The sequence below is a fragment of the Nostoc sp. DedSLP04 genome, assembly GCF_034530775.1.
Taxonomy (GTDB): Bacteria; Cyanobacteriota; Cyanobacteriia; order Cyanobacteriales; family Nostocaceae; genus Nostoc.
Window position 1 is genome coordinate 53,622 of sequence record NZ_JAVRCL010000002.1, and the last position, 20,622, is coordinate 74,243.

Here is a 20,622-nt window from a genome sequence, read left to right on the forward strand (position 1 = left end):
ACTTGATTGCTTTGGGACTGGCTTAAAAGACAGATGTTGTCTGAAATACAAGGAAAGTTAACTATCAACTTAATTAATCAAAAGTAACAATCTAAGGAGAAAATGGCTAAAAACGAAGCTAATAATTCCGCCTTGAAAATTATTCCTTTGGGCGGTTTGCATGAAATTGGTAAAAATACCTGTCTTTTCGAGTATGACGATGAAATTATCCTGTTAGATGCAGGATTAGCTTTTCCCACAGAAATGATGCATGGAGTCAATATTGTTTTACCAGATATGACCTATCTGCGGGAAAATCGGCACAAAATTAAAGGGATGATTGTTACTCACGGTCATGAAGACCATATCGGCGGGATTGCTTTTCATCTCAAGCAATTTGATATCCCAGTGATTTATGGCCCCAGATTAGCAATGGCAATGCTAGAGGGTAAATTAGAAGAAGCAGGAGTCCGCGATCGCACAGAAATCAGAACAGTTCTACCACGTGATGTGGTGCGGATTGGCAAAAACTTTTTAGTTGAATATATCCGTAATACTCACTCCATCGCTGATAGTTTCACAGTTGCCATTCATACTCCCCTGGGTGTAGTTATTCACACAGGGGATTTTAAAATCGATCACACCCCAGTGGATGGTGAAAAGTTTGACTTGCAACGCCTAGCAGAACATGGAGAAAAAGGCGTTCTTTGTTTACTAAGTGATTCCACTAATTCGGAAGTGCCAGGATTTACACCTTCAGAACGTTCAGTTTATCCCAATCTGGAGAGAGTATTTAGTCAAGCACCTGGGCGATTATTTGTCACGACCTTTGCTTCTAGCGTCCATCGCATCAACATGATTTTGGATATTGCCAAGAAGCAGAATCGTGTAGTGACAGTTGTCGGGCGTTCCATGCTGAACTTGATTGCTCATGCCCGCAATTTAGGTTACATCAAGTGTGAAGACAATCTGCTGCAACCATTGCACGCTGTCCGCAACCTACCCGATGAAAGAGTGCTGATTTTAACTACAGGTTCTCAGGGTGAATTGATGGCAGCCATGACCCGCATTGCTAACAAAGAACATCCTCACATTAAAATCCGCGAAGGAGATACGGTAGTATTCTCTGCTAACCCAATTCCCGGAAATACGATCGCTGTAGTCAACACCATTGATAAATTAATGATTCAAGGTGCAAAAGTGGTCTATGGACGGGATAAAGGAATTCACGTCTCCGGTCACGGCTGTCAGGAAGAACAAAAACTGATGATTGCCTTAACTCGACCCAAATTCTTTGTGCCATTTCACGGCGAACATCGGATGCTAGTGAAGCACGCAGAAACGGCTCAGAGTATGGGCATTCCCGCAGAAAACACGATCATTATTCAGAATGGTGATATTGTCGAACTGACAGAAGATGCCATTTGCGTCGCTGGGAAAGTGCCATCTGGTATAGAACTGGTGGATACTACTAGTTCGGGTATGGTAAGTGCGAAAGTGCTGCAAGAACGGCAACGCATGGCTTCAGAAGGCATCATCACGATCGCAGCTGCCATTGATTGGAATGGTAAACTGTTAGCAAAACCAGAAACTCACCTCCGGGGTGTAGTGACAAGTGTAGAGCGATCGCTCCTGCAAACCTGGGTAAAACAACGCATTGAGGAAATTCTCTCTGTGCGCTGGACAGAATTTGCTCCTGAGCAAGGTGAAGCAGCAGATATAGACTGGGGTGGATTGCAAGGTACTTTAGAACGAGAATTGCAACGTTCCATCCGTCGGGAATTACAATGTCAGCCATCTGTGACTTTGTTGATGCAAATCCCTGATGAGCCACCTGTAAAAGTTGCCGATGGCAGAAGACGGCGGACTCGGACTGCTGCTCAGGTAGCATCATAGAAAATTTCAGGTAAAAATCTCATACAGAGATAAGTTTGAGCAGTGAAAGCCACTGCTCAGATTTTGATTGGCGCAAAGACACAGAATTTTTCTGAACGTCTTTGCGCTTTCTTTTATAATGGGCATAGAAATTATCTATAGTTATTGGAGGCGAGCTAACTTGTTAGGTTGCTGTCGCCTCAAGCAACTCCAACCAATATCTCTTCATTTTTATCGTCTGCTGAAAGATACAAATCTCTCCACTGCTCAAAGTGGTCAAGATACCATCCTTCCCGACCTTCATCTCTTGCAAACAGTGTTTCAGGATCGATTTGTCGTAAAATGCTTGCTCCTTCACTGACTAGCTCACGGGATATCAGTCCCAATGACTCCTCTGCTGACAATAGAGTTGGAGCAAAAGTTTGATCTCCGAACATGAGCTTTTCAACAATCTCATCGGCATTCGCAAACTTTCTTCTCGATAGCTCTTGCGACAAACGTTCCTTGATCTCAGCAGATGATTTTTCTAGTGTTGCTGTTCTATCTTCAATCCCTGGATAGACTTGACGAGTAAGCCTTAACTCAGACCGCAATTGTGCGATTACCCGATTTGCTTCTAGCTCAGATCCAAAAGTCTCTTGTTCTGTTTCGATAACATCTTCCACGATTTCGTCAATCTCTTCAGGCTCAATTTCAAAAAAGCGGAAAATGCTGCAACCATAGGGGAAAAGATAAGCTACAAGGATACTGAGTGCCTTTTCACGTAGAAGCCGTGCATACAGCGTACTGTCAGGAGGAATTGCGCTGTAGAATACAGAAACCATAAGCAAGCTCATCTGATTTTAACGCTTCAGACTGTATCACTCTCAAATTGCCACTGCCAACCTAAATTTTGTGAAATGCGATCGATTTTACTCAATCAAAAATCACTACTTTTGCGGTATTCAATTAGCGATGAACAAGACACACTTACGTGAAAAAGTGGGAACACGGAGAGGAAAAATGCCTTCTAGGGTATTATCGATGTTTATACTTAGCAAAAATTCTTTCAGAAAGACCTTATATTAAGTTGTGTAAATGTTACACTAAAACCTATCCAATGATGGATGTCTTTATTAAAATTTAAACTGTGTCAAGTTATGAACAAGATCGTAATATTACACTACCGATCCCCAGAAATTTGCGATTAACTTGACGTAGTAATAAATTAGGTTCTGACTTAAGTGGCTAATCAGGTATTACATTATATCGCAGTCAGAACGCGATTTTTCCGGGAAAGTTCGTTGCCACGTTGTATATATTCATCAAAAAGGTGAATAGCCTCAATAACACAGAGGGTTAACCATGAAGGTATTCGACAATACCACAAAAAAGATTTTTCTGGCTAGCTGGGTATCAATCAATCAAGCAGAGACTACTGACCATAAAGTAACCCAGTTAAACCATTCTCCTTCCAAGCCTCACTGGGATATTCTCCAACCCTTACGGCAGCGAGTAGAAAACATTCAAGTCCGCGATCGCCAACTAGCTCACCGTTTGTGCAAACTGATTCCATCTCAGTGCCCCTTTGAGCGCGATGTCAAATTATTTGGCAAGACCTTGTTTCACATCCCGCCGATGTGCAAGCTCAACCCCTTATATGAAGAAGTGGTTGGTTTACGTTTCCGAGCGATGTGTTATCTAGCCGATGAATGCGGCGAAGATATATCTCAGTACTGTTGAGGGAAAAGTTAGGAGTAAGGAATAACGACTCAGGGATCAATAATATAACTCCTAACTCCTAACTCTCTGCTATTTTTTACTATTTTTTTACTATTTCTTTTGCCATTTTTGGATGGCATCCTGAGCATCTTCGTAAGCGCCTGTCTCCTCTGGCACTAAGGCTGCGGTGGCAATTGCGGCGTTACGTTCTCCTTCGGCGGCGCGACGCTTTGCCAAGTCTAAAATTTTCTCACTCCATTTATCGATCGATTTTTGGGCAGTATCGAAGCCTGGTTGTCCGGGTGGTACTTTCTTGGCAACTTCGATCGCCCGATTGTAGGTAGATGCCTGTTCGGGCTTAATTAAGGCATTCGCTGCATCTAAAAGAGTTTTGTTACTCACATACTGCTTACCCTCTAAGCGCCACAGGTTAATTGCTGCTTGTGCCTTCGCGTAGGGGGCTTCATCTTTGGTAATTAATCGAGCCGCAGCAATAGCGCTTGCATACTGTCTTTGTTTAGCACGACCTTCTGCTAAATCTAAAATCATCTGGCTCCAAATCTTAATATTCTCCTGAGCTTGTTCGTACAGTGGTTCGCCAGGTTGAATTTTTCGGGCTGTAGCGATCGCCATACTCAAATCGCTCGCCTGAGTTTGTCTGAGCGACATTTTCGCCAGGTCTAATACTGCTTGATTCCGCTTTTTCGACTCGGAACTAGAGGTTATTTGGGCGCTAGATTGATTTTTGAGTCTAACTGGTGGAGTGCGTAGGCGTAGCCCGTCGGAGACATCGCTTGGTAAATTCTCGACAACCTGGCGATCGCTAACAGTAGCATTGGGTGATGCACTTGATATTTGCTTAATTCTAAAAGTTTCTTGATTTCGTAGAAAAACTACGGCGATTAAACCTGCTACCAGCAAGCTGCCTCCGCCCCACAAAATAAACTGTTTCCAAAAAGGGATGCTTGGCTGATTCGCTGGCAATCGAGAGACGTAACCTTTGGAGGAATTAGGGATAAATCTTCCTTTGGTATTCACTCCCAAGGAAGTTTCCGCCATTGGCTGGGAAACTAATCTGCTACCCGACTCCTGGGCTTTTTGACCTTTCGCCTGTTGGGAGGAGTTCACACTAACTTCTCCCCGTCTGCCTGGATCTGCTGAAGTTCTAGCGGAATCGTCGAGACGAGGAGCTGCAAGGGCAACAGCAAAGGATTCTTCAGGATAAATTACGGGTTCTGGTTGAAAATTATTTTCCATTGCCAATTTTGGCAAGATTACTTGCTGCCTTGATGGGATGATCGTGGCGGGGTTTTGGATAGGACGCCAGTGGTGGTGACATAACTTTGGCACGATCAGGCTGAGGTAGCTTTCTAAATCTGCCAAGTTGCTGCCATTACCAGAACGCAAAGCTTCTAACAAAGCTGCTGTAAAGAATCCGTGACCTAATTCGCTACTCTCATTGGAAAATTGCTCTGGTTGGCAAGAAAGAATAGTCGCCAGTTGTAGTTCTTGGGCTAGTTCTATTGTTTCTTCACCAACGGGAGCATCCGCTTGAGTACCAAAAGCGCGGTTGATGTCGAGTAGTAGCAATACATTCAGATCGGCAAGTTGCAGACTTTGCATTAGCGATCGCAATTCTATGCCAGTCTCTTGCACCAGTTCCGGGTTCCCCTCTGCTGGCATTAAGTAATCTTTACCCTTGTAATTAACTCCATAGCCGCTAAAAAATAACCACAGATAGTCTTCCGGTTGCCAACTTGTTGCTGCCAAATCTTCAAGTAGCAGCAAAATATTTTCCTTCGTCGGGTAAGTCGATCTATCCCCAATCGGCGGCGAAGTATCTGTCATGACTAGACAGTGCTTGGGGAGAAAACCTGCCTCTGTCACCAAAAAATCTTCTAGTGCCTCAGCATCTGCTTGGGCACAACTTAAAGGTTGAAATAACTGATATTGATTGATACCAATCGCGATCGCCCAGTAATTTGCCATCCCGCTCTTTGTCAGTTATTGTTGTTTGCTGGTCTTAAAATTGCGGTTGGCTTTGTCAAATCAAACAAAGCTAACCTATGTCTTATAGTCTAGGTGATTCTGATTGAATCTTAAGTTAGAATGTAATTTTTATTACGTTATTTAGCCGGAAAATACCTTTACCTAATTTCAATAACAGATCATTACTAAGGAGATAGAAGGTCATGAGCAAAATTTCTGCTCACCTACCATCATCGCTCGCTCCCTTTTCAGTTATTAGCCAAATTGCCAGAAGAATCCGGATAATTCCTTTAGTAGTTTTGCTCATATCTACTGTTCCTGCGTGGTTTTTGATGGAAGCGATCGCACCGCAGCTTGTGCGAGCTTACACCGCTAGAGTCGATCTAGCTATTGACCGCCTGCCAGAAGAAAACTATGAAACCGTTCTCAGGAGAGCGGAAGCGGTCGCTAGGGCAGCTGCTCAAAGGAGCTTCGACCAAGATATCTTGGTGACAGATGTTTCCATAATTGTATCCGTACAAAATTATGGAGCGATCGCACCAGTCCTGACATTAGATGTCAGTCGTCCTCAATGGCGATCGCGTCCTGATGCTCAAAATTGGGCCACTTACTTCAAAACTGCGCGATCTTTACTTTTCTTTGAAAATAACTCTAATCAAGTTCCAGCAGCTAGCGCTGTGTCAACGCCAAAATGACGGGTTGAGCTAGAAGTCCGAGCCGAAGCTTTTTTGGCTCGGAACCTTGGGGGAACTTAGGGACTTCCAAATAAAAAATATCCCAAATTTTCTTGTGGGATGGGTGTCCTCACCCGTCCCATATTCAGGGCGGGCAGGATGCCCACCCCACAAGATGGATAATTATTTCTTGTCAGTCCTTAAAAGAAAGTCATTCTTGCTGTTCCCGCGTCCTAGTGTCAGTCTTAACCCAACTTACTTATTCCTGACTCAACTATTGTCTTTGGCGTCAGTGGATGGCCTAGAATAAGAAGGTTGTCAAAAATCGCGATATCTGCTGACATGGCTGTTCCTAAGAAGAAAACTTCCAAATCAAAACGAGATAAACGTCGAGCTACCTGGAGGCATAAAGCCGTCGTTGAAGCTCAAAAAGCCCTATCTTTGGGTAAGTCAATTTTGACTGGACGTTCTACATTTGTTTATCCAGCTGCTGAAGAAGAGGAAGAAGAATCATAATTTTTCAGTCAGGAAAAGCACGAATAGCACCGATAGATTTGATTGCCAAACTCAACAATCAAACTTCCGATCGCTAGATAAATGCTTTTTCTTAGCTTTCCTGATTGCATTATGAGTCATAGACACTCTACATAAGCTCATTAGATCGAAAAAAATTGGTAGTGAGTAATTGGAAATATCCATTACCCATTACCTATCATTCAAGAGTTTATATAAAGAGTAAAACATCTGGTGCTGTTGGCAACTCAGCAAAAAAGCTTGTAAACATCTTGAGAAAACTTATTTTTCTCTAATTATGATAGGAAAATTTTTTCATAAACCAGGTAAAGAAGAAAGCGAACGCGTCCCTCCTGGTCAACACTTAGCTAAAGGTTTCCCCGTATTAACTTACGGCGAAACTCCCAAAGTCAGCACTGAGGAATGGGAGTTTCGAGTTTGGGGTTTAGCAAAATCTACTACCTTTAGTTGGTCAGATTTTATGGCGCTACCTCAACACGAATTCACAGCTGACTTCCACTGTGTAACGCGCTGGTCTAAACTTGATGTCAAATGGACTGGCATTAAAGTTACAGATTTTATGGGTCTGATTGAATTAGACCCGAAAGTAGCCCATGTTATGGAACACTGCTATGGCGGCTACACCACCAATATTTCTGTAGAAGATTTTCTGCGCGAAGAAAACTTCTTTGCTTTTAAAGTCTTTGGTGAAGACCTTCCATCTGAACACGGTGGGCCGATGAGGCTAGTTGTACCCCACCTCTACGCTTGGAAAAGTGCTAAGTGGATTAATGGTTTGGAATTTTTAGCTGCTGAAGAACTTGGTTTTTGGGAGCGCAATGGCTACCATCGCCGTGGTGAACCCTGGGCTGAGGAGCGTTACAGCAACGCTTTTAGCTTTTAATAATTAATAGTTAGGAGTTAGAAGTTAGGAGTTAGGAGTTAGGAATTTGGAGCTAAATTTAATAGTTAAGAGTTAGAAGTTAGGAGTTAGGAATTTAGAGTTAAAAATTCATAATTCATAACTCCTAACTCATAACTCATAACTCATAACTTTTTTTAACCCAGAAGTTTCTTGATTAGCGGCAATTTGCCCTGATATGGAGCATATCGCCATTTTAAATCCAGCCAGAAGGAGTTTTGCAATACACTTTTCTTATGGGAAAAGGTGTCAAAGCTAGCTTTGCCGTGATAGTTGCCGATACCGCTATCTCCCACTCCACCAAATGGTAAAGACGAGACACCAACCTGCATCACTGTGTCATTAATACAAACTCCACCAGAGGAAGTTTCCTGCAAAACTCGCTTTTGCAGGTTTTTATCTTGAGAAAATAAGTATAACGCCAAGGGTTTGGGTCTAGAGTTAATCAAAGCGATCGCTTCTGCAATGTCAGTATATTCAATGATGGGTAAAATGGGCCCAAAGATTTCTTCCTGCATGACAGAATCTTCTAGGGAGACATTATCAATCAGTGTTGGGGCAATATAACGCTCTGAAGGTTGATTTTCTCCACCGATGACAACTTCACCGTCTTTAAGAAAACTAACTAATCTCTCAAAGTGTTTTTCACTGATAATCCGGGCATAATCAGGACTGTTTACAGGATTATCACCATAAAATTCTTTTAAAGATTTTTCCAGACCATTTATTAAATCTTTTTTGATTGTTTTATTAACTAAAAGATAGTCGGGGGCGATACAAGTTTGTCCAGCATTAATGAATTTGCCCCAAGTAATTCGTCTGACACTGTGTTCAAGATTAATGTCAGTATCTACAATACAAGGACTTTTGCCACCCAATTCTAAAGTCACTGGTGTGAGATATTTTGCCGCTGCTGCCATGATGATTTTGCCGACGGCTGTACCACCAGTAAAAAAGATATGGTCAAACTTTTCTGCAAGTAGTTTTTGACTTGCTTCTACGCCTCCTTCAACCACTGCAAGATAAGCAGGGTCAAAATGTTTGGCAATAATCTTAGCAATGACATCAGACGTATGAGAAGCAATTTCTGAAGGTTTGATAATTGCACAATTACCGGCTGCGATCGCACCTATTAACGGTGAGATAATTAACTGAAATGGATAGTTCCAAGGCCCAATAATTAAGACAACCCCTAATGGTTCTGGATAAATTCTGGCTGAGTAGGAAAAAAAATCCCAGGAAACCGCTGCTTTTTGGGGTTTAGTCCAGTTTTGAAGATGTTTGATGGCGTAATCAATATCCTTAATTACACTGATTTCTGTAAGGTAAGTTTCTACTTCTGGTTTATGTAAATCCGTTTTTAATGCCTCGACTATTGACTGTTCATGCTCAATGATTGCTTGCTTCAGATTTTTCAGTTGTTCAATGCGAAAATTTACATCTTTAGTTTTGCCCGTTTGAAAAAAATCTCGCTGAGTCTGGAGAATATTCCCAATATTAGATAATTCAGTGGTAATCATTGTTTTTTCCTCTCAAAAACTATTTCATCTTAATACTATTATTTCAGCATCTTTAATTATTCAATTTTTAGCATTTGATTTTTAAGTGAGTTTTTTACTTTAAATTATCGTTAGATATTAGTAAGGTTATAAATCATGAACTACCAGGGTAAAAAACTCTATAATTCATAATTTATAATTACTAGTTTTTCATGCTTTGGTGGGTAGAAGCACAATAAATATACTACCTTTGCCCAACTCGGAATTAAGCAGAATAATGCCTTGATGTGCCTCGACAATTCGACGAGCAAGATACAGTCCTAAGCCACTACCAGAACTCTTATGACTGCCTTGGCGAAATCGTTCAAATATAGTGGCTTGTTCTTCAGGGCGAATACCTGGGCCAGTATCCGCTATTTCAATTCTAATGTAGTCAACGGAATTGGATGTTTCAGAGAACTGAGATTGATTACTTTTGTTGAAATGGCGTTGAGAAGTAAAACGAATAGTAATAGACCCGGAGTCGGTAAATTTGATCGCATTTCCGATGAGATTGGTAAATAAACGATGTAGTTCCAAGCGATCGCCCATCACTGTATTTGTGACTGACTCTTCAGTAACATCCAAATTTAGGGACAGTGTTTTATCTTGAGCTAAGGGTGACAATTCTCCAGTCACTTCATCTAGTAATTGACCCAGATTAACCGGTTGAAACGCCAAACTTTTGCGACCCGCTTCAAAACGATAAACTTCCAATAAAGTATTCACCATAGAAAGCAGGTTGATATTGCTACGGGCCATGATGGCGATTACTTCCTGCATTTGCGTTGATAATGTTCCCAATGCCCCTTGCTGAAATAGCATCAACATTCGATCGGCAGCTACCAAGGGAGTGCGTAAGTCGTGGGTGAGACGGGAGACAAAATCTTCTCGCTGACGAGCAATTTCATCACGTTCATCCATACTATGCTTTAAGCGTAGGAGCGATCGCACTCGTGCCAGCAATTCGTCTACTGTTACAGGTTTGCGGATAAAATCATCAGCACCCAAGTCTAGTCCGTGGGCGACGTTGGGCGCATCGTGGGCAGTGATCAGCAGTATGGGGATATATTGCGCCAATTTCATATCACCGCGAATGTGCTTGGTGACTTCGTACCCGTCCATACCTGGCATCATCAGATCCAGCAGAACCAAGTCACAAGGCGATGCTTTTAATTCTGCTAAGGCTGAAATACCATTTTCGGCGGTGCTAATGGTGTAACCTTCTTCCTCCAAAATAGTTTTGATCAAAAACACGTTATCAGGAGAGTCATCGACAACCAGAATTTTGTCAGAACGAGAAGATTGTGAAGTCATATAGATGTAAGGTACGGGGTAAAAGTAAATTTTTAGAGAAATTGCTTTCTTGGTATAGTTTTACTAGATATTACCCTTAGATATATTTTCTTCAAAAAAAATTGTTTATCTAACAAATTTATACAAATTGACTTTCAAAACAACTTTACTTACCTTTTTTAGATATAGCCACAAGCTAATTAAATTATGGCTTGTAAGCTTCTAGAACTGAATACAGAGGATGGGGGCACGATTTTGGTAGCAGTTGAACTACCAGATGCATCAGTAGGTCGTGTATCGCCCACTGGTGAGTTACTCATAGAAAAAGTAGAGGCTAACTTCGATGCAGTTAAGGAATTGATTGTTCGCAGGTGTCGCCCAATTACAAAGGCATTTCGTACCTTGCAGCAAGAATCACAACCTGTAAGCAAAGAAGTTGAGTTTGGGGTAAATTTTACCGCCAAAGGCTCGGTTTATGTGGTCGAATCCACTGGGCAGGCATTACTGAAGGTGAAAATAACTTGGAAACTGGCACTTGAAGAAAACAAGTAATAAATTTTCATGAATTGGGAATTAGTTAAAGCTTGTACCGTGGCGATCGCTACTCCAGAAGGTTGCATCCAAGGCACAGGCTTTTTTATCTCACCCAATGGACATTTACTCACCTGCGCTCATGTACTTGAATTGGCAGGGGGTTGGGAAGAAGTGCGAATCAATGGGCAAGGGGTTGAGTTGGTTTATTTAGGCGATCGCACTCTCACCACAAAACAGGCGATCGACGTGTTATGCCAATACATCGGTGTGTTATGCCAAGACATCGACGTGTTATGCCAATGCATCGACGTGTTATGCCAATACATCGGCGTGTTATGCCAATACATCGGCGTGTTATGCCAATACATCGACGTGTTATGCCAATGCATCGGTGTGTTATGCCAAGACATCGACGTGTTATGCCAATGCATCGACGTGTTACGTTAATGCATCAGAGCGATCGCTCATTGCCCAGAAGTGAGATTATCTAAGAGTTGCTGAAATTCTGTTGTAGAAAAAATTGCGATCGAACTCTTATCAAAAAATAGGCGATCGCTCATTCTCCAGAGGTGAGACTATCTAAAACTTGTTGAAATTCTGCTGTGGTAGGAATTGCGATCGCACTTTTATGAAGCATTTTTAGCACAGATGGTTCTTCTATCCCATTGATAACTTCGATAATAGAGCTTGGCACTTCTCCAAAGCGCGTTTCTAGAACGGTAATGATGCTTTCTCTAGCAGTTTCGACAATTCCTTCTTCTTTTGCTAGCCTTTCAATACTAGTTACGTACCGCATTCTATCTGCCTCCTCGTAACTTCTTACTTCTGTTTTAAAATTAAGTGCCAACTCTTTTGGCAAAACCATTATCCAGTCGATAAACCGAAATAGTTCCCGAATATCTTCCCGGCTATATCCCCGTTCATACAGCCGTCTGACTAAGCTTAGTTTCCACTGTAGCCGATTTTGTGGATTTCGTTGTGTTGCCTTGGTTTTGAGATGCGCCATCACAATTACACCAAAGGGGTTGCTAGTTTGCTCCAAGGTTTCCCACCTTTGCTCATAGTCCAACAGTTTCGCCACAGGAAACTTTAAGCTGACGCGACATCCTCCCAGTTGATAGCTGTAGCTGGAAGGTCGCCAATTCACTTGTTCATCTGCTAAAACTGCTAAACTAATGACTCGCTTTTTATGGCGGTCAAACAAGCGGTAATTATATGTGTACATCCGTTCGGCAAATTGGCTGTCATATTGCCCTTGGACTTCCACATGAACCAATACCCAAGCTTCCTCTCCATCCAGTAGCCAAACTTTTGCGACTTTATCGACCAAGCGCCGCCCAATTTCTGCATCTGGTTCTAGCTGTTGCAGTTCTGTGTCTAGAAATTCATAAGGTCGCGTCCAGTCGATTTCGCCATAAGCTTGGGTGAAAAAGAATTCCAGAAAGCGGGGAAAATATAGCTCAATAACTTCTTTCCAAGGACTATCGTAATCAGTAAGTTGCTCGGTCATGAATTAGAACAAAAAGTACCTCTGTGCCATTGGTAAAACTGTTGCAGGTTCGCAAATCAGCAATTCACCATCTGCCCTAACTTGATATGTTTCTGGATCAACTTCAATGTGGGGTAGTGCATCATTCAGCTTCATATCTCGCTTACTCAATTGGCGTGTCCCAGAAATTGCAACTGCTGCCTTTTGTAAACCTAACTGGCTGGGAATTTCTTTCTCTAAAGCTGCTTGGGAAACAAAAGTTAACGATGTGGCATGACGCGCCCCTGCAAAACTACCAAACATCGATCGCATATAAACTGGTTGCGGTGTGGGAATACTGGCGTTAGCATCGCCCATTTGCGACCATGCAATCATCCCGCCTTTAATCACTATCTCTGGTTTCACGCCAAAAAACGCGGGACGCCACAAACACAAATCTGCTAATTTTCCCTCTTCCACTGAACCCACATATTCAGCAATTCCGTGAGCGATCGCAGGATTTATAGTATATTTAGCAACATATCTTTTTGCCCTAAAATTATCTGCTCTTTGCTCTGTTCCTTGTGCGTTAAGACTTCCTCGTTGCACCTTCATTTTGTGAGATGTCTGCCAGGTGCGAATTATCACTTCGCCCACTCTTCCCATTGCCTGAGAATCGGAGGAAATCATGCTAAATGCACCTAAGTCGTGCAAAATGTCTTCGGCGGCAATAGTTTCTCGACGGATGCGAGATTCGGCAAAAGCGACATCTTCGGCGATCGCAGGATCGAGGTGATGGCATACCATCAACATATCCAGGTGTTCGTCTAAGGTGTTGACGGTGTAAGGACGTGTGGGATTGGTAGAAGATGGCAGAACGTTAGCTTGGCTGCAAACTTTGATGATATCTGGTGCGTGTCCTCCGCCTGCGCCTTCGGTGTGGTAGGTGTGGATGGTGCGATTCTTGAAAGCGGCGATCGTATCTTCAACAAATCCGGCTTCGTTCAGGGTATCAGTATGAATCGCTACTTGCACATCATATTCATCAGCAACACTAAGGCAAGTGTCAATTGCTGCGGGTGTAGTTCCCCAGTCTTCATGAAGTTTTAACCCCATTGCACCAGCGGCTACTTGTTCTACAAGTCCTTGGGGTTGACTGGCGTTACCTTTGCCCAAAAATCCTAAGTTGACGGGAAAAGCATCAGCAGCTTGCAGCATTCGGTAAATATTCCAAGGGCCGGGGGTGCAGGTAGTAGCGTTTGTACCTGTGGCGGGGCCAGTACCGCCACCGATCATGGTAGTAATCCCGGAAGCGATCGCCACTTCAATTTGTTGGGGACAAATAAAATGAATATGGGCATCAATACCGCCAGCAGTGAGAATCATTCCTTCACCTGCTAAGGCTTCAGTTCCGGGGCCGATAATAATATCTACATTGTCTTGAATATAAGGATTTCCTGCTTTACCAATTTTGAAAATCTTGCCATCTTTAATGCCGATATCTGCTTTGACAATACCCCACCAATCGAGAATTAAAGCATTAGTAATTACTAAATCAACAGCACCATCGGCTTTAGAAATGGGGGATTGTCCCATTCCATCGCGGATAACTTTACCGCCGCCGAATTTTACTTCATCGCCGTAGGTGGTGAAATCTTGTTCAACTTCAATAAATAATTCTGTGTCTGCAAGTCGGATGTGATCGCCTACTGTTGGCCCGTAGGTTTCGGCGTAGGCGCGGCGATCCATTCTGTAAGGCATATAAAATCCTTTTTTTTAACGCAAAGGGACGCGGAGGGAAGCGCGGAGGTACGCGGAGGTTTTTAGAGGTTTCCGTTAATTTTGGCGTTGAAGCCGTAGACTTGGCGAGTACCAACGAGGGGGATTAGAGTTATTTGTTTTTCGTCGCCTGGTTCAAAGCGGACTGCGGTTCCGGCGGGGATATCGAGGCGCATTCCTCGCGCTTGTTCTCTGTCAAAGTTTAAGGCGGTGTTGACTTCATAAAAGTGATAGTGGGAACCGACTTGTATGGGGCGATCGCCTGTATTTGACACTTGCAATTTTATAGTTGGACGACCAACATTTAGTTCAATTTCACCTTCTGTTGTGATAATTTCCCCAGGAATCATAATAAATTAAAAAATTAAAAATTAACGAATTGGATTATGTACTGTTACTAACTTTGTCCCATCAGGAAAAGTCGCTTCTACCTGTACTTCATGCACCATTTCTGATATTCCTTCCATAACATCCTCCCGCGTCAATAAAGTTGTACCATAGCTCATTAATTCAGCTACAGTTTGCCCATCCCTTGCACCTTCTAAAATTGCAGCAGAAATATAAGCAACTGCTTCAGGATAATTCAGTTTTAAACCCCTTCCTTTACGTCTTTCTGCTAATAAAGCAGCTGTAAAAATTAATAGCTTATCTTTTTCCTGCGGCGTAAGTTGCATTCTTGCCTCTTCCTTCGCGTCCTTCGCGCCTTCGTGGTTCGTTCAAAGCTGCCACACTCTTGGTATACAATTACCACGATTTAAAAAAGAAACTCGCAGCAACTGCCAAACATTAATAAACCAGTTTCTAACCTCAGATGTAGAAGCACCGCGATATCGACACAATAATCCATGTTGTAACCGACTAACACCCGCTTCTCCTTTCCCATCCCATAAATTTCGCGTTTTTTCGACAATTTCTGATGAAACTGCACCACCAACCCAAACTAGACTACCTACTATTGGTTTTCCAGCCAAACCGTGGGGACTGTGAAAAGTTTCTTCGCTACCCTGTAACCATTGCCGATCGATCCACAAGGGAACATCTTGCTGCCAAATTTCCGTGTGCGATCGCCATTCTCCTTGCAAGAATTTTTCTCCTCTAGCACTGCGACCAAATCGGGTAATTTCCCAGCCTAACCAACTGCCCCCGGTTGCTAATTCTACCCGTAAATCTTGCCGATAAATCGCGTCGTTAAATAAAATTGTCTCTTGCGGCAACCACTCCAAACAAGCACCAGCATCAACTTGCATCTCGATGTTTTGTCTAGCTTGTAAGCCATTACTGCGGTATATCTTGCTTGCAGCAGCTGTAGTGATTAGGGCTTGGGCTTGGGTTTGGAGGTGGATGTTAGAGGATAAGCGATCGCCTCCCACCATTCCCCCAGCCGTGTGTAAAATGACGCTATGACAAATTTCCCCTTCTGGGTAAAATGGACGTTGTACCTTCAGGGGCGCTTGTTGGCGATCGTAAATTAATTGGGTTTTACCCTGGCGATCGGCATAGACTAAATTAAGTTTGCCATGCCAACCTTCTGCTGCTTGCGGATTGCAGGTCATTTATAAATTCAAGATTAAAGTTTAGATATCTTATATTTATTTAATGCATTCTCTGCTACTTTACTTGCAATTTATCATTGTTTTTCGCCCAGGTGTACGCTAGTGCGATAGACCATATAGATAAAACCACTCTCATTACGAAAGCGCTGATATAATTCTTGAAACCTATCAATAAGCTGTTCGTATGCCAAGCCTTCACGTGGCAAATAAGAAACACTCATTGCTCGCCCAATAAGTCCAGTTAAATCTAACTGTTGCCTATAAGTAAAAGTATATTCGTGGATGTTAATAAAATAGGGAGTTACTAACAGTGGCTCTACCGACTGCATTCTAGATTCTGCTGGGTGATTATTAGATACTTCGCGGACTATTCGGCTATATTCTGTAGTTAAGGTATCTTCTTTATCGCGGTTATTCCACACGACAGCCAAGCGTGCTGATGGTTTTAAAATGCGGTGAAATTCTAATAAAGTTGGTTCGGAATTGAACCAGTGGAAAGCTTGAAAACAAGTAACTAAATCAATTGAATTATCAGATAGTTGGGTAAATTCTGCTGTTCCATCACGAAACTCTATTAAAGGATGTGGTTTAGCAGCTTCTCGCATCGCCGCGTTTGGTTCTATGGCTATGACATTAACTCCCCGTTCAGCTAACAGTCTTGAAGCAATTCCTGTACCTGCACCAATATCTGCTGCTACGAGTTGTGAATTTTCACCTAATCCTTCCAAGATAATATCAATTGCATCTGCGGGGTAGCTAGGTCGATATTTTACATAATCCTCTGCTCTTTCAGAAAATCGATTGAGTGGGTTTAAGGTATGTAAGGGGGTTGTTTCAGGATTAATTTGACTCATAAGTTTTTATGTAAAAGTAAAAATAAACCTTGTTAGTTAGGCGTATTTTCAGGGAAGCATAGAACTGTAGTTCATGAAATGCGTCAATCTACCAGAAATTATGACAGCTAAAGTGATAAGCATTTGTAACCTCAAGGGTGGAGTTGGCAAAACTACCATCGTCATGGCATTAGCGGAATATTTAGCCGGCGATACCATATACAAAAAGCGTGTACTTGCTATTGACCTTGATCCTCAAAGTAATTTGACTAGTGCTTTAATGTCTGAAGAGGTTTGGGAAAAGGAATTTAACAATAGAGGATTGACATTGCCTTTCTTATTTAAAAACCCTGAATATTTTTTAGACAGTGCAAAACATGAGAAGTTTATAGCTAAAGATAATATTTCAAATGTTAGAAATAAAAATTCTTTTGCCCACTTACATCTGATACCTAGCAGCCCAAGGCTATTTGAAATCCAGGAAGATTTACCATCAGGCTATTATTCTTTAAACTTAAAACCTGTTGAGCTTCTTCGTACAATACTAAAACCATTATTGAATAATTATGACTACATTTTAATAGACTGTGCCCCAAATATTAACACAATAGTTAAAAGTGCGTTTCTAGCTAGTAATGCTTGTATAATCCCCTGTGTTCCGAACCGAATGTCAATTCACGGGTTAGAAATACTACTTGACCATATTGAAAAGTTTAACAGAGATTTTGAACACAGCCTAAAACCAGTAGGAACTCTAATTTCACGTTATAACGGAACTTTAGCCCAAACTGAGAATTTAAATTTTATTATCGGGCATCCTTTTTTTCCTGCCGTTTTTCAAACAAAAATTCCAGAAAGAGCAAAAATTGCCGAAAGTTTAGATTTGAGTATTGAATTAACATATAAACAAAAATATGGTGGCGATGCTCACGAATCGATGCTGAACTTAGCTAAAGAATTTATTCACAGAGTAGGTAGATAATGGAAGCATCACAAATTGCAGATTTATTAAGAGCGATCGCAGAAGTAGTAGAATCCGATCCCAAACTTGCCAAGGCTGTAGAAAAATGTTTAACGAACAGTTTAAACGCTCAAAAAAGTAAAAAATTGTCCGAAGCAACACCAAAGCAATCAGACGCTAGTAAAACTTTTGAAAATGGCGATCTTATCCTAACTGAATGTAGGCAAATTTTACGCGAACAGGGTGAAGAACAACTGAGGTTTTACTTAACTGAGCTAGGAGAACAGGTTAGAGAATTATTGAAACACGGTCAACTTGACCCGAAACGCTCTATGCGCCGCCGGAAAGATTTGAATAGTATTATTGAGGATATTATTCAAAAATTGCAAGCTCAAGATAAAAGCGGAAAACTACTTGCAGCTTCAATCTCTAAAATATGATGCAGCTTTATTAATTTCTCTATTGCTGTTCTAGCCAAGCTATCAAATCAGCAATTTCCGAAAAATCAAGCAGTTCCTCTCCCAAATTCTCTAACTGTTCGGCAGATAAATTCCGAACCTGCTCAACTAATGATCCATCAATATCACCAAAACGCCGTCTAAGCTGACGACTAATCAATTTAAACGCTTCTTTTTGAACGATATCTTGATAAATTACAGACTCTTTCATAATATCCTCCCGCAAAAATTGCCGAACCAAATCCTTGTCAAACCGCAAACCTGCCAGAATTTCTACACAACCCGCGATATTTTGTCGCTCTTCCCTATCTGGAATTGTAGCGACTTGTTCAGCCACTTGTGCCAGTAAAGTTTGCGGCGAGTCAGTTCGCGTCAAACTTGCTAAAGGTAACAGCGCCGGATTAACTAAAAATAGTGTTGAATCTTGCTCCCAAAGACGAACAACCTGATATTGGTGAATCGTTGTGTTGTCCCGATATTCTTTAGTAAAAGCCATTTCGTTAGTAGTTTCTTGCAAAAAGATTAGTACTTGCACTACAGGACAACGGTATTGACGCTTCAACCTCACAGAATAATCGAGCATTCGGAAATTAAGCGCCGGATTAGATTTCGCTAAAGTTTGAAATTCAATATGCAAAATTTGGTTAGCTGCTTGCAAAAATGTCACAGAATCCGCACGAATTGGCTCAAGCGTGAGTTCGGTTTTTAAGACTTCAATTTGTTGCACCTCTACCCCAAGCAACCAACGCACAAACTCAGCTGGGTACTGTTCAGCTAAATATTTACAAGCATTGTCGTAACTCACTTTTTTCCTCTTCTATACGCTTCTGCATGACACAAAAAAACAGCCGCCTCCACAAGGGAAGCAGCCGTTTTAACAAATTATGTAACTACAAAGTATTAGTAATCGAAGTCGCCACCGCCAGCACCAGCACCAGCAGGAGCGCTATCTTTAGGTTCGGGCTTGTCAACTATAATACATTCGGTTGTCAACACCATACCAGCGATGGAAGCAGCGTTTTGCAGAGCAGAACGAGTCACCTTGGCAGGGTCAACAATACCAGCCGCTAACAAATCAACAAACTCGTTGGTTGCAGCGTTGTAACCAATATTGAAGTCTTTTTCTTTCACGCGTTCAGCAATAACAGCACCATTCTGACCGGCATTTTCAGCAATCCGCTTCAGAGGTGCGGGTAAGGCACGAACGACAATCAAAGCACCAATCAACTCTTCATCCTTAAGGTTGCTCTTTGCCCACTCTTCCAAGTCGGGAGCCAGGTGAGCCAGAGTTGTACCACCACCAGGAACGATACCTTCTTCTACAGCAGCTTTGGTGGCGTTGATAGCGTCTTCTAGGCGCAGTTTCTTATCTTTCATTTCGGTTTCGGTTGCTGCACCAACTTTTACTACAGCAACACCACCAGAGAGTTTAGCAAGACGCTCTTGTAATTTCTCTTTGTCGTAAGAAGATTCGGTTTCATCGATTTGACGACGAATCTGTTCGACACGAGCCTTAACAGCAGCTTCGTTACCTTCGGCAACAATTGTAGTGCTGTCCTTGGTGATAGTGATCCGGCGAGCTTTACCCAGGCTATCCAGCTTGGTGTTATCTAGCTTCAAACCAGCATCTTCGGTAACTAGTTGACCACCAGTTAAAACGGCGATATCTTCTAATAGTGCTTTGCGGCGATCGCCAAAGCCAGGAGCCTTAACAGCAGCCACGTTGAGTACGCCGCGCAAACGGTTTACTACCAAGGTTGCCAAAGCTTCTTTTTCAATATCTTCGGCGATAATTACCAAAGGACGACCAGCACGAGCTACTTGCTCTAACACTGGTACAAGGTCTTGTACCAAAGCAATTTTCTTATCAGTCAACAGTAGGAAAGGTTCATCAAAAACCGCTTCCATCCGTTCAGCATCGGTAGCGAAATAAGGAGAGATGTAGCCTTTATCAAAGCGCATCCCTTCAGTGATTTCCAACTCGGTGAACATAGATTTCCCTTCTTCTAGGGAAATTACGCCTTCCTTACCCACCTTGTCCATTGCTTGGGCAATCATCTGACCAACTTCTTCGTCGTTACCAGCCGAGATCGCACCAACTTGGGCAATGGCTTTGGAATCTTCCACTGGACGGGCGTGTTCAGCAATTTTTTCTACCAGGAAGCTGGCAGCTTTGTCAATACCACGCTTCAGTGAAATCGCGTTAGCACCAGCTGCAACGTTCCGCAAGCCTTCTTTGACGATCGCATGAGCTAATACGGTAGCGGTGGTAGTACCATCGCCCGCAGCATCATTGGTCTTAGAAGCAGCTTGACGAATCAGAGCTACACCAGTGTTTTCAATGTGGTCTTCTAATTCGATTTCTTTGGCGATCGTTACACCGTCATTGACGATTTGCGGTGCGCCAAACTTCTTTTCTAGGACTACGTTACGACCTTTGGGGCCAAGGGTAACAGCTACAGCCTCAGCCAGGATGTCAATGCCTCGTTCTAAGGCGCGACGGGCGTTTTCGTTGTAGATAATGCGCTTTGCCATAATTTATTGTTAGT

21 protein-coding genes are annotated in these 20,622 nt (G+C 42.4%); 9 read left to right on the forward strand and 12 right to left on the reverse strand.

Going from position 1 to position 20,622, the window contains the following annotated elements:
- Nucleotides 1-102: 102 nt before the first annotated feature.
- Nucleotides 103-1,875: a ribonuclease J gene (locus tag RMX89_RS01330; protein ID WP_322687645.1), complete on the forward strand. Its 1,773-nt coding sequence runs from the start codon at nucleotides 103-105 to the stop codon at nucleotides 1,873-1,875.
- A 179-nt stretch (nucleotides 1,876-2,054) separates the two neighbouring features.
- Here RMX89_RS01330 and RMX89_RS01335 read toward each other — a convergent pair whose 3' ends face one another.
- Nucleotides 2,055-2,678, reverse strand: coding sequence for a hypothetical protein (locus RMX89_RS01335; protein ID WP_322687646.1), 624 nt, complete (start codon nucleotides 2,676-2,678; stop codon nucleotides 2,055-2,057).
- 520 nt (nucleotides 2,679-3,198) lie between these two features.
- On the opposite strand from RMX89_RS01335, the gene RMX89_RS01340 reads away from it, so the two are divergent.
- Nucleotides 3,199-3,576: a Mo-dependent nitrogenase C-terminal domain-containing protein gene (locus tag RMX89_RS01340; RefSeq protein WP_322687647.1), complete on the forward strand. Its 378-nt coding sequence runs from the start codon at nucleotides 3,199-3,201 to the stop codon at nucleotides 3,574-3,576.
- A 90-nt stretch (nucleotides 3,577-3,666) separates the two neighbouring features.
- Here the strand turns inward: RMX89_RS01340 and RMX89_RS01345 are convergent, their stop codons facing one another.
- Entirely contained in the window at nucleotides 3,667-5,544 is a 1,878-nt protein-coding gene (locus tag RMX89_RS01345) for a caspase family protein (protein WP_322687648.1), read from the reverse strand.
- A 203-nt stretch (nucleotides 5,545-5,747) separates the two neighbouring features.
- On the opposite strand from RMX89_RS01345, the gene RMX89_RS01350 reads away from it, so the two are divergent.
- The 3 genes from RMX89_RS01350 (at nucleotide 5,748) to RMX89_RS01360 (ending at nucleotide 7,635) form a co-directional block, all read left to right on the forward strand.
- Nucleotides 5,748-6,239 carry a hypothetical protein gene (locus tag RMX89_RS01350; protein ID WP_094348614.1) on the forward strand — a complete coding sequence of 164 codons (492 nt, stop codon included), beginning with the start codon at nucleotides 5,748-5,750 and terminating at the stop codon, nucleotides 6,237-6,239.
- 321 nt (nucleotides 6,240-6,560) lie between these two features.
- Nucleotides 6,561-6,734, forward strand: a complete 174-nt coding sequence (rpmF, locus tag RMX89_RS01355; protein WP_094328804.1) for a 50S ribosomal protein L32 — start codon at nucleotides 6,561-6,563, stop codon at nucleotides 6,732-6,734.
- A gap of 295 nt (nucleotides 6,735-7,029) precedes the next feature.
- Nucleotides 7,030-7,635, forward strand: a complete 606-nt coding sequence (locus RMX89_RS01360) for a sulfite oxidase-like oxidoreductase (RefSeq protein ID WP_322687649.1) — start codon at nucleotides 7,030-7,032, stop codon at nucleotides 7,633-7,635.
- Between the two features lie 155 nt (nucleotides 7,636-7,790).
- On the opposite strand, the gene RMX89_RS01365 is transcribed toward RMX89_RS01360, so the two are convergent.
- Both RMX89_RS01365 and RMX89_RS01370 read right to left on the reverse strand, forming a co-directional pair.
- Nucleotides 7,791-9,173, reverse strand: coding sequence for an aldehyde dehydrogenase (locus RMX89_RS01365; protein WP_322687650.1), 1,383 nt, complete (start codon nucleotides 9,171-9,173; stop codon nucleotides 7,791-7,793).
- A gap of 189 nt (nucleotides 9,174-9,362) precedes the next feature.
- The gene (locus RMX89_RS01370) at nucleotides 9,363-10,508 is read right to left on the reverse strand and encodes a hybrid sensor histidine kinase/response regulator (protein ID WP_322687651.1); all 1,146 of its coding nucleotides are present in this window, start codon (nucleotides 10,506-10,508) and stop codon (nucleotides 9,363-9,365) included.
- 186 nt (nucleotides 10,509-10,694) lie between these two features.
- Between RMX89_RS01370 and RMX89_RS01375 the strand changes: the two genes are divergently transcribed.
- Nucleotides 10,695-11,039 (forward strand): CU044_2847 family protein, encoded by a 345-nt coding sequence (locus RMX89_RS01375; protein WP_322687652.1) that lies wholly within the window; start codon nucleotides 10,695-10,697, stop codon nucleotides 11,037-11,039.
- Between the two features lie 9 nt (nucleotides 11,040-11,048).
- Nucleotides 11,049-11,468, forward strand: coding sequence for a hypothetical protein (locus tag RMX89_RS01380; RefSeq protein WP_322687653.1), 420 nt, complete (start codon nucleotides 11,049-11,051; stop codon nucleotides 11,466-11,468).
- A gap of 109 nt (nucleotides 11,469-11,577) precedes the next feature.
- Here RMX89_RS01380 and RMX89_RS01385 read toward each other — a convergent pair whose 3' ends face one another.
- The 6 genes from RMX89_RS01385 to RMX89_RS01410 form a co-directional block, all read right to left on the reverse strand.
- Entirely contained in the window at nucleotides 11,578-12,531 is a 954-nt protein-coding gene (locus tag RMX89_RS01385) for a transposase (RefSeq protein ID WP_322687654.1), read from the reverse strand.
- Between the two features lie 3 nt (nucleotides 12,532-12,534).
- Nucleotides 12,535-14,250 carry an urease subunit alpha gene (gene ureC / locus RMX89_RS01390; protein WP_322687655.1) on the reverse strand — a complete coding sequence of 572 codons (1,716 nt, stop codon included), beginning with the start codon at nucleotides 14,248-14,250 and terminating at the stop codon, nucleotides 12,535-12,537.
- A 62-nt stretch (nucleotides 14,251-14,312) separates the two neighbouring features.
- The gene (locus RMX89_RS01395; protein WP_322687656.1) at nucleotides 14,313-14,618 is read right to left on the reverse strand and encodes an urease subunit beta; all 306 of its coding nucleotides are present in this window, start codon (nucleotides 14,616-14,618) and stop codon (nucleotides 14,313-14,315) included.
- A gap of 21 nt (nucleotides 14,619-14,639) precedes the next feature.
- Nucleotides 14,640-14,942, reverse strand: coding sequence for an urease subunit gamma (gene ureA / locus RMX89_RS01400; protein ID WP_322687657.1), 303 nt, complete (start codon nucleotides 14,940-14,942; stop codon nucleotides 14,640-14,642).
- 42 nt (nucleotides 14,943-14,984) lie between these two features.
- Nucleotides 14,985-15,821 carry an urease accessory protein UreD gene (locus RMX89_RS01405; RefSeq protein ID WP_322687658.1) on the reverse strand — a complete coding sequence of 279 codons (837 nt, stop codon included), beginning with the start codon at nucleotides 15,819-15,821 and terminating at the stop codon, nucleotides 14,985-14,987.
- Nucleotides 15,822-15,895: 74 nt separating this feature from the next.
- Nucleotides 15,896-16,675 carry a class I SAM-dependent methyltransferase gene (locus RMX89_RS01410; protein WP_322687659.1) on the reverse strand — a complete coding sequence of 260 codons (780 nt, stop codon included), beginning with the start codon at nucleotides 16,673-16,675 and terminating at the stop codon, nucleotides 15,896-15,898.
- Between the two features lie 100 nt (nucleotides 16,676-16,775).
- On the opposite strand from RMX89_RS01410, the gene RMX89_RS01415 reads away from it, so the two are divergent.
- On the forward strand, nucleotides 16,776-17,636 hold the full coding sequence (locus tag RMX89_RS01415; RefSeq protein WP_322687660.1) for a ParA family protein: 861 nt from the start codon (nucleotides 16,776-16,778) through the stop codon (nucleotides 17,634-17,636).
- Nucleotides 17,636-18,055, forward strand: coding sequence for a hypothetical protein (locus RMX89_RS01420; RefSeq protein WP_322687661.1), 420 nt, complete (start codon nucleotides 17,636-17,638; stop codon nucleotides 18,053-18,055). The genes RMX89_RS01415 and RMX89_RS01420 overlap by 1 nt, the downstream gene beginning before the upstream one ends.
- 19 nt (nucleotides 18,056-18,074) lie before the next feature.
- Here the strand turns inward: RMX89_RS01420 and RMX89_RS01425 are convergent, their stop codons facing one another.
- Both RMX89_RS01425 and groL read right to left on the reverse strand, forming a co-directional pair.
- Complete coding sequence (locus RMX89_RS01425; RefSeq protein WP_322687662.1) at nucleotides 18,075-18,878, reverse strand: DUF4351 domain-containing protein; 804 nt, start codon at nucleotides 18,876-18,878, stop codon at nucleotides 18,075-18,077.
- Between the two features lie 95 nt (nucleotides 18,879-18,973).
- Nucleotides 18,974-20,608, reverse strand: a complete 1,635-nt coding sequence (gene groL, locus RMX89_RS01430; protein WP_322686727.1) for a chaperonin GroEL — start codon at nucleotides 20,606-20,608, stop codon at nucleotides 18,974-18,976.
- Nucleotides 20,609-20,622: the final 14 nt, after the last annotated feature.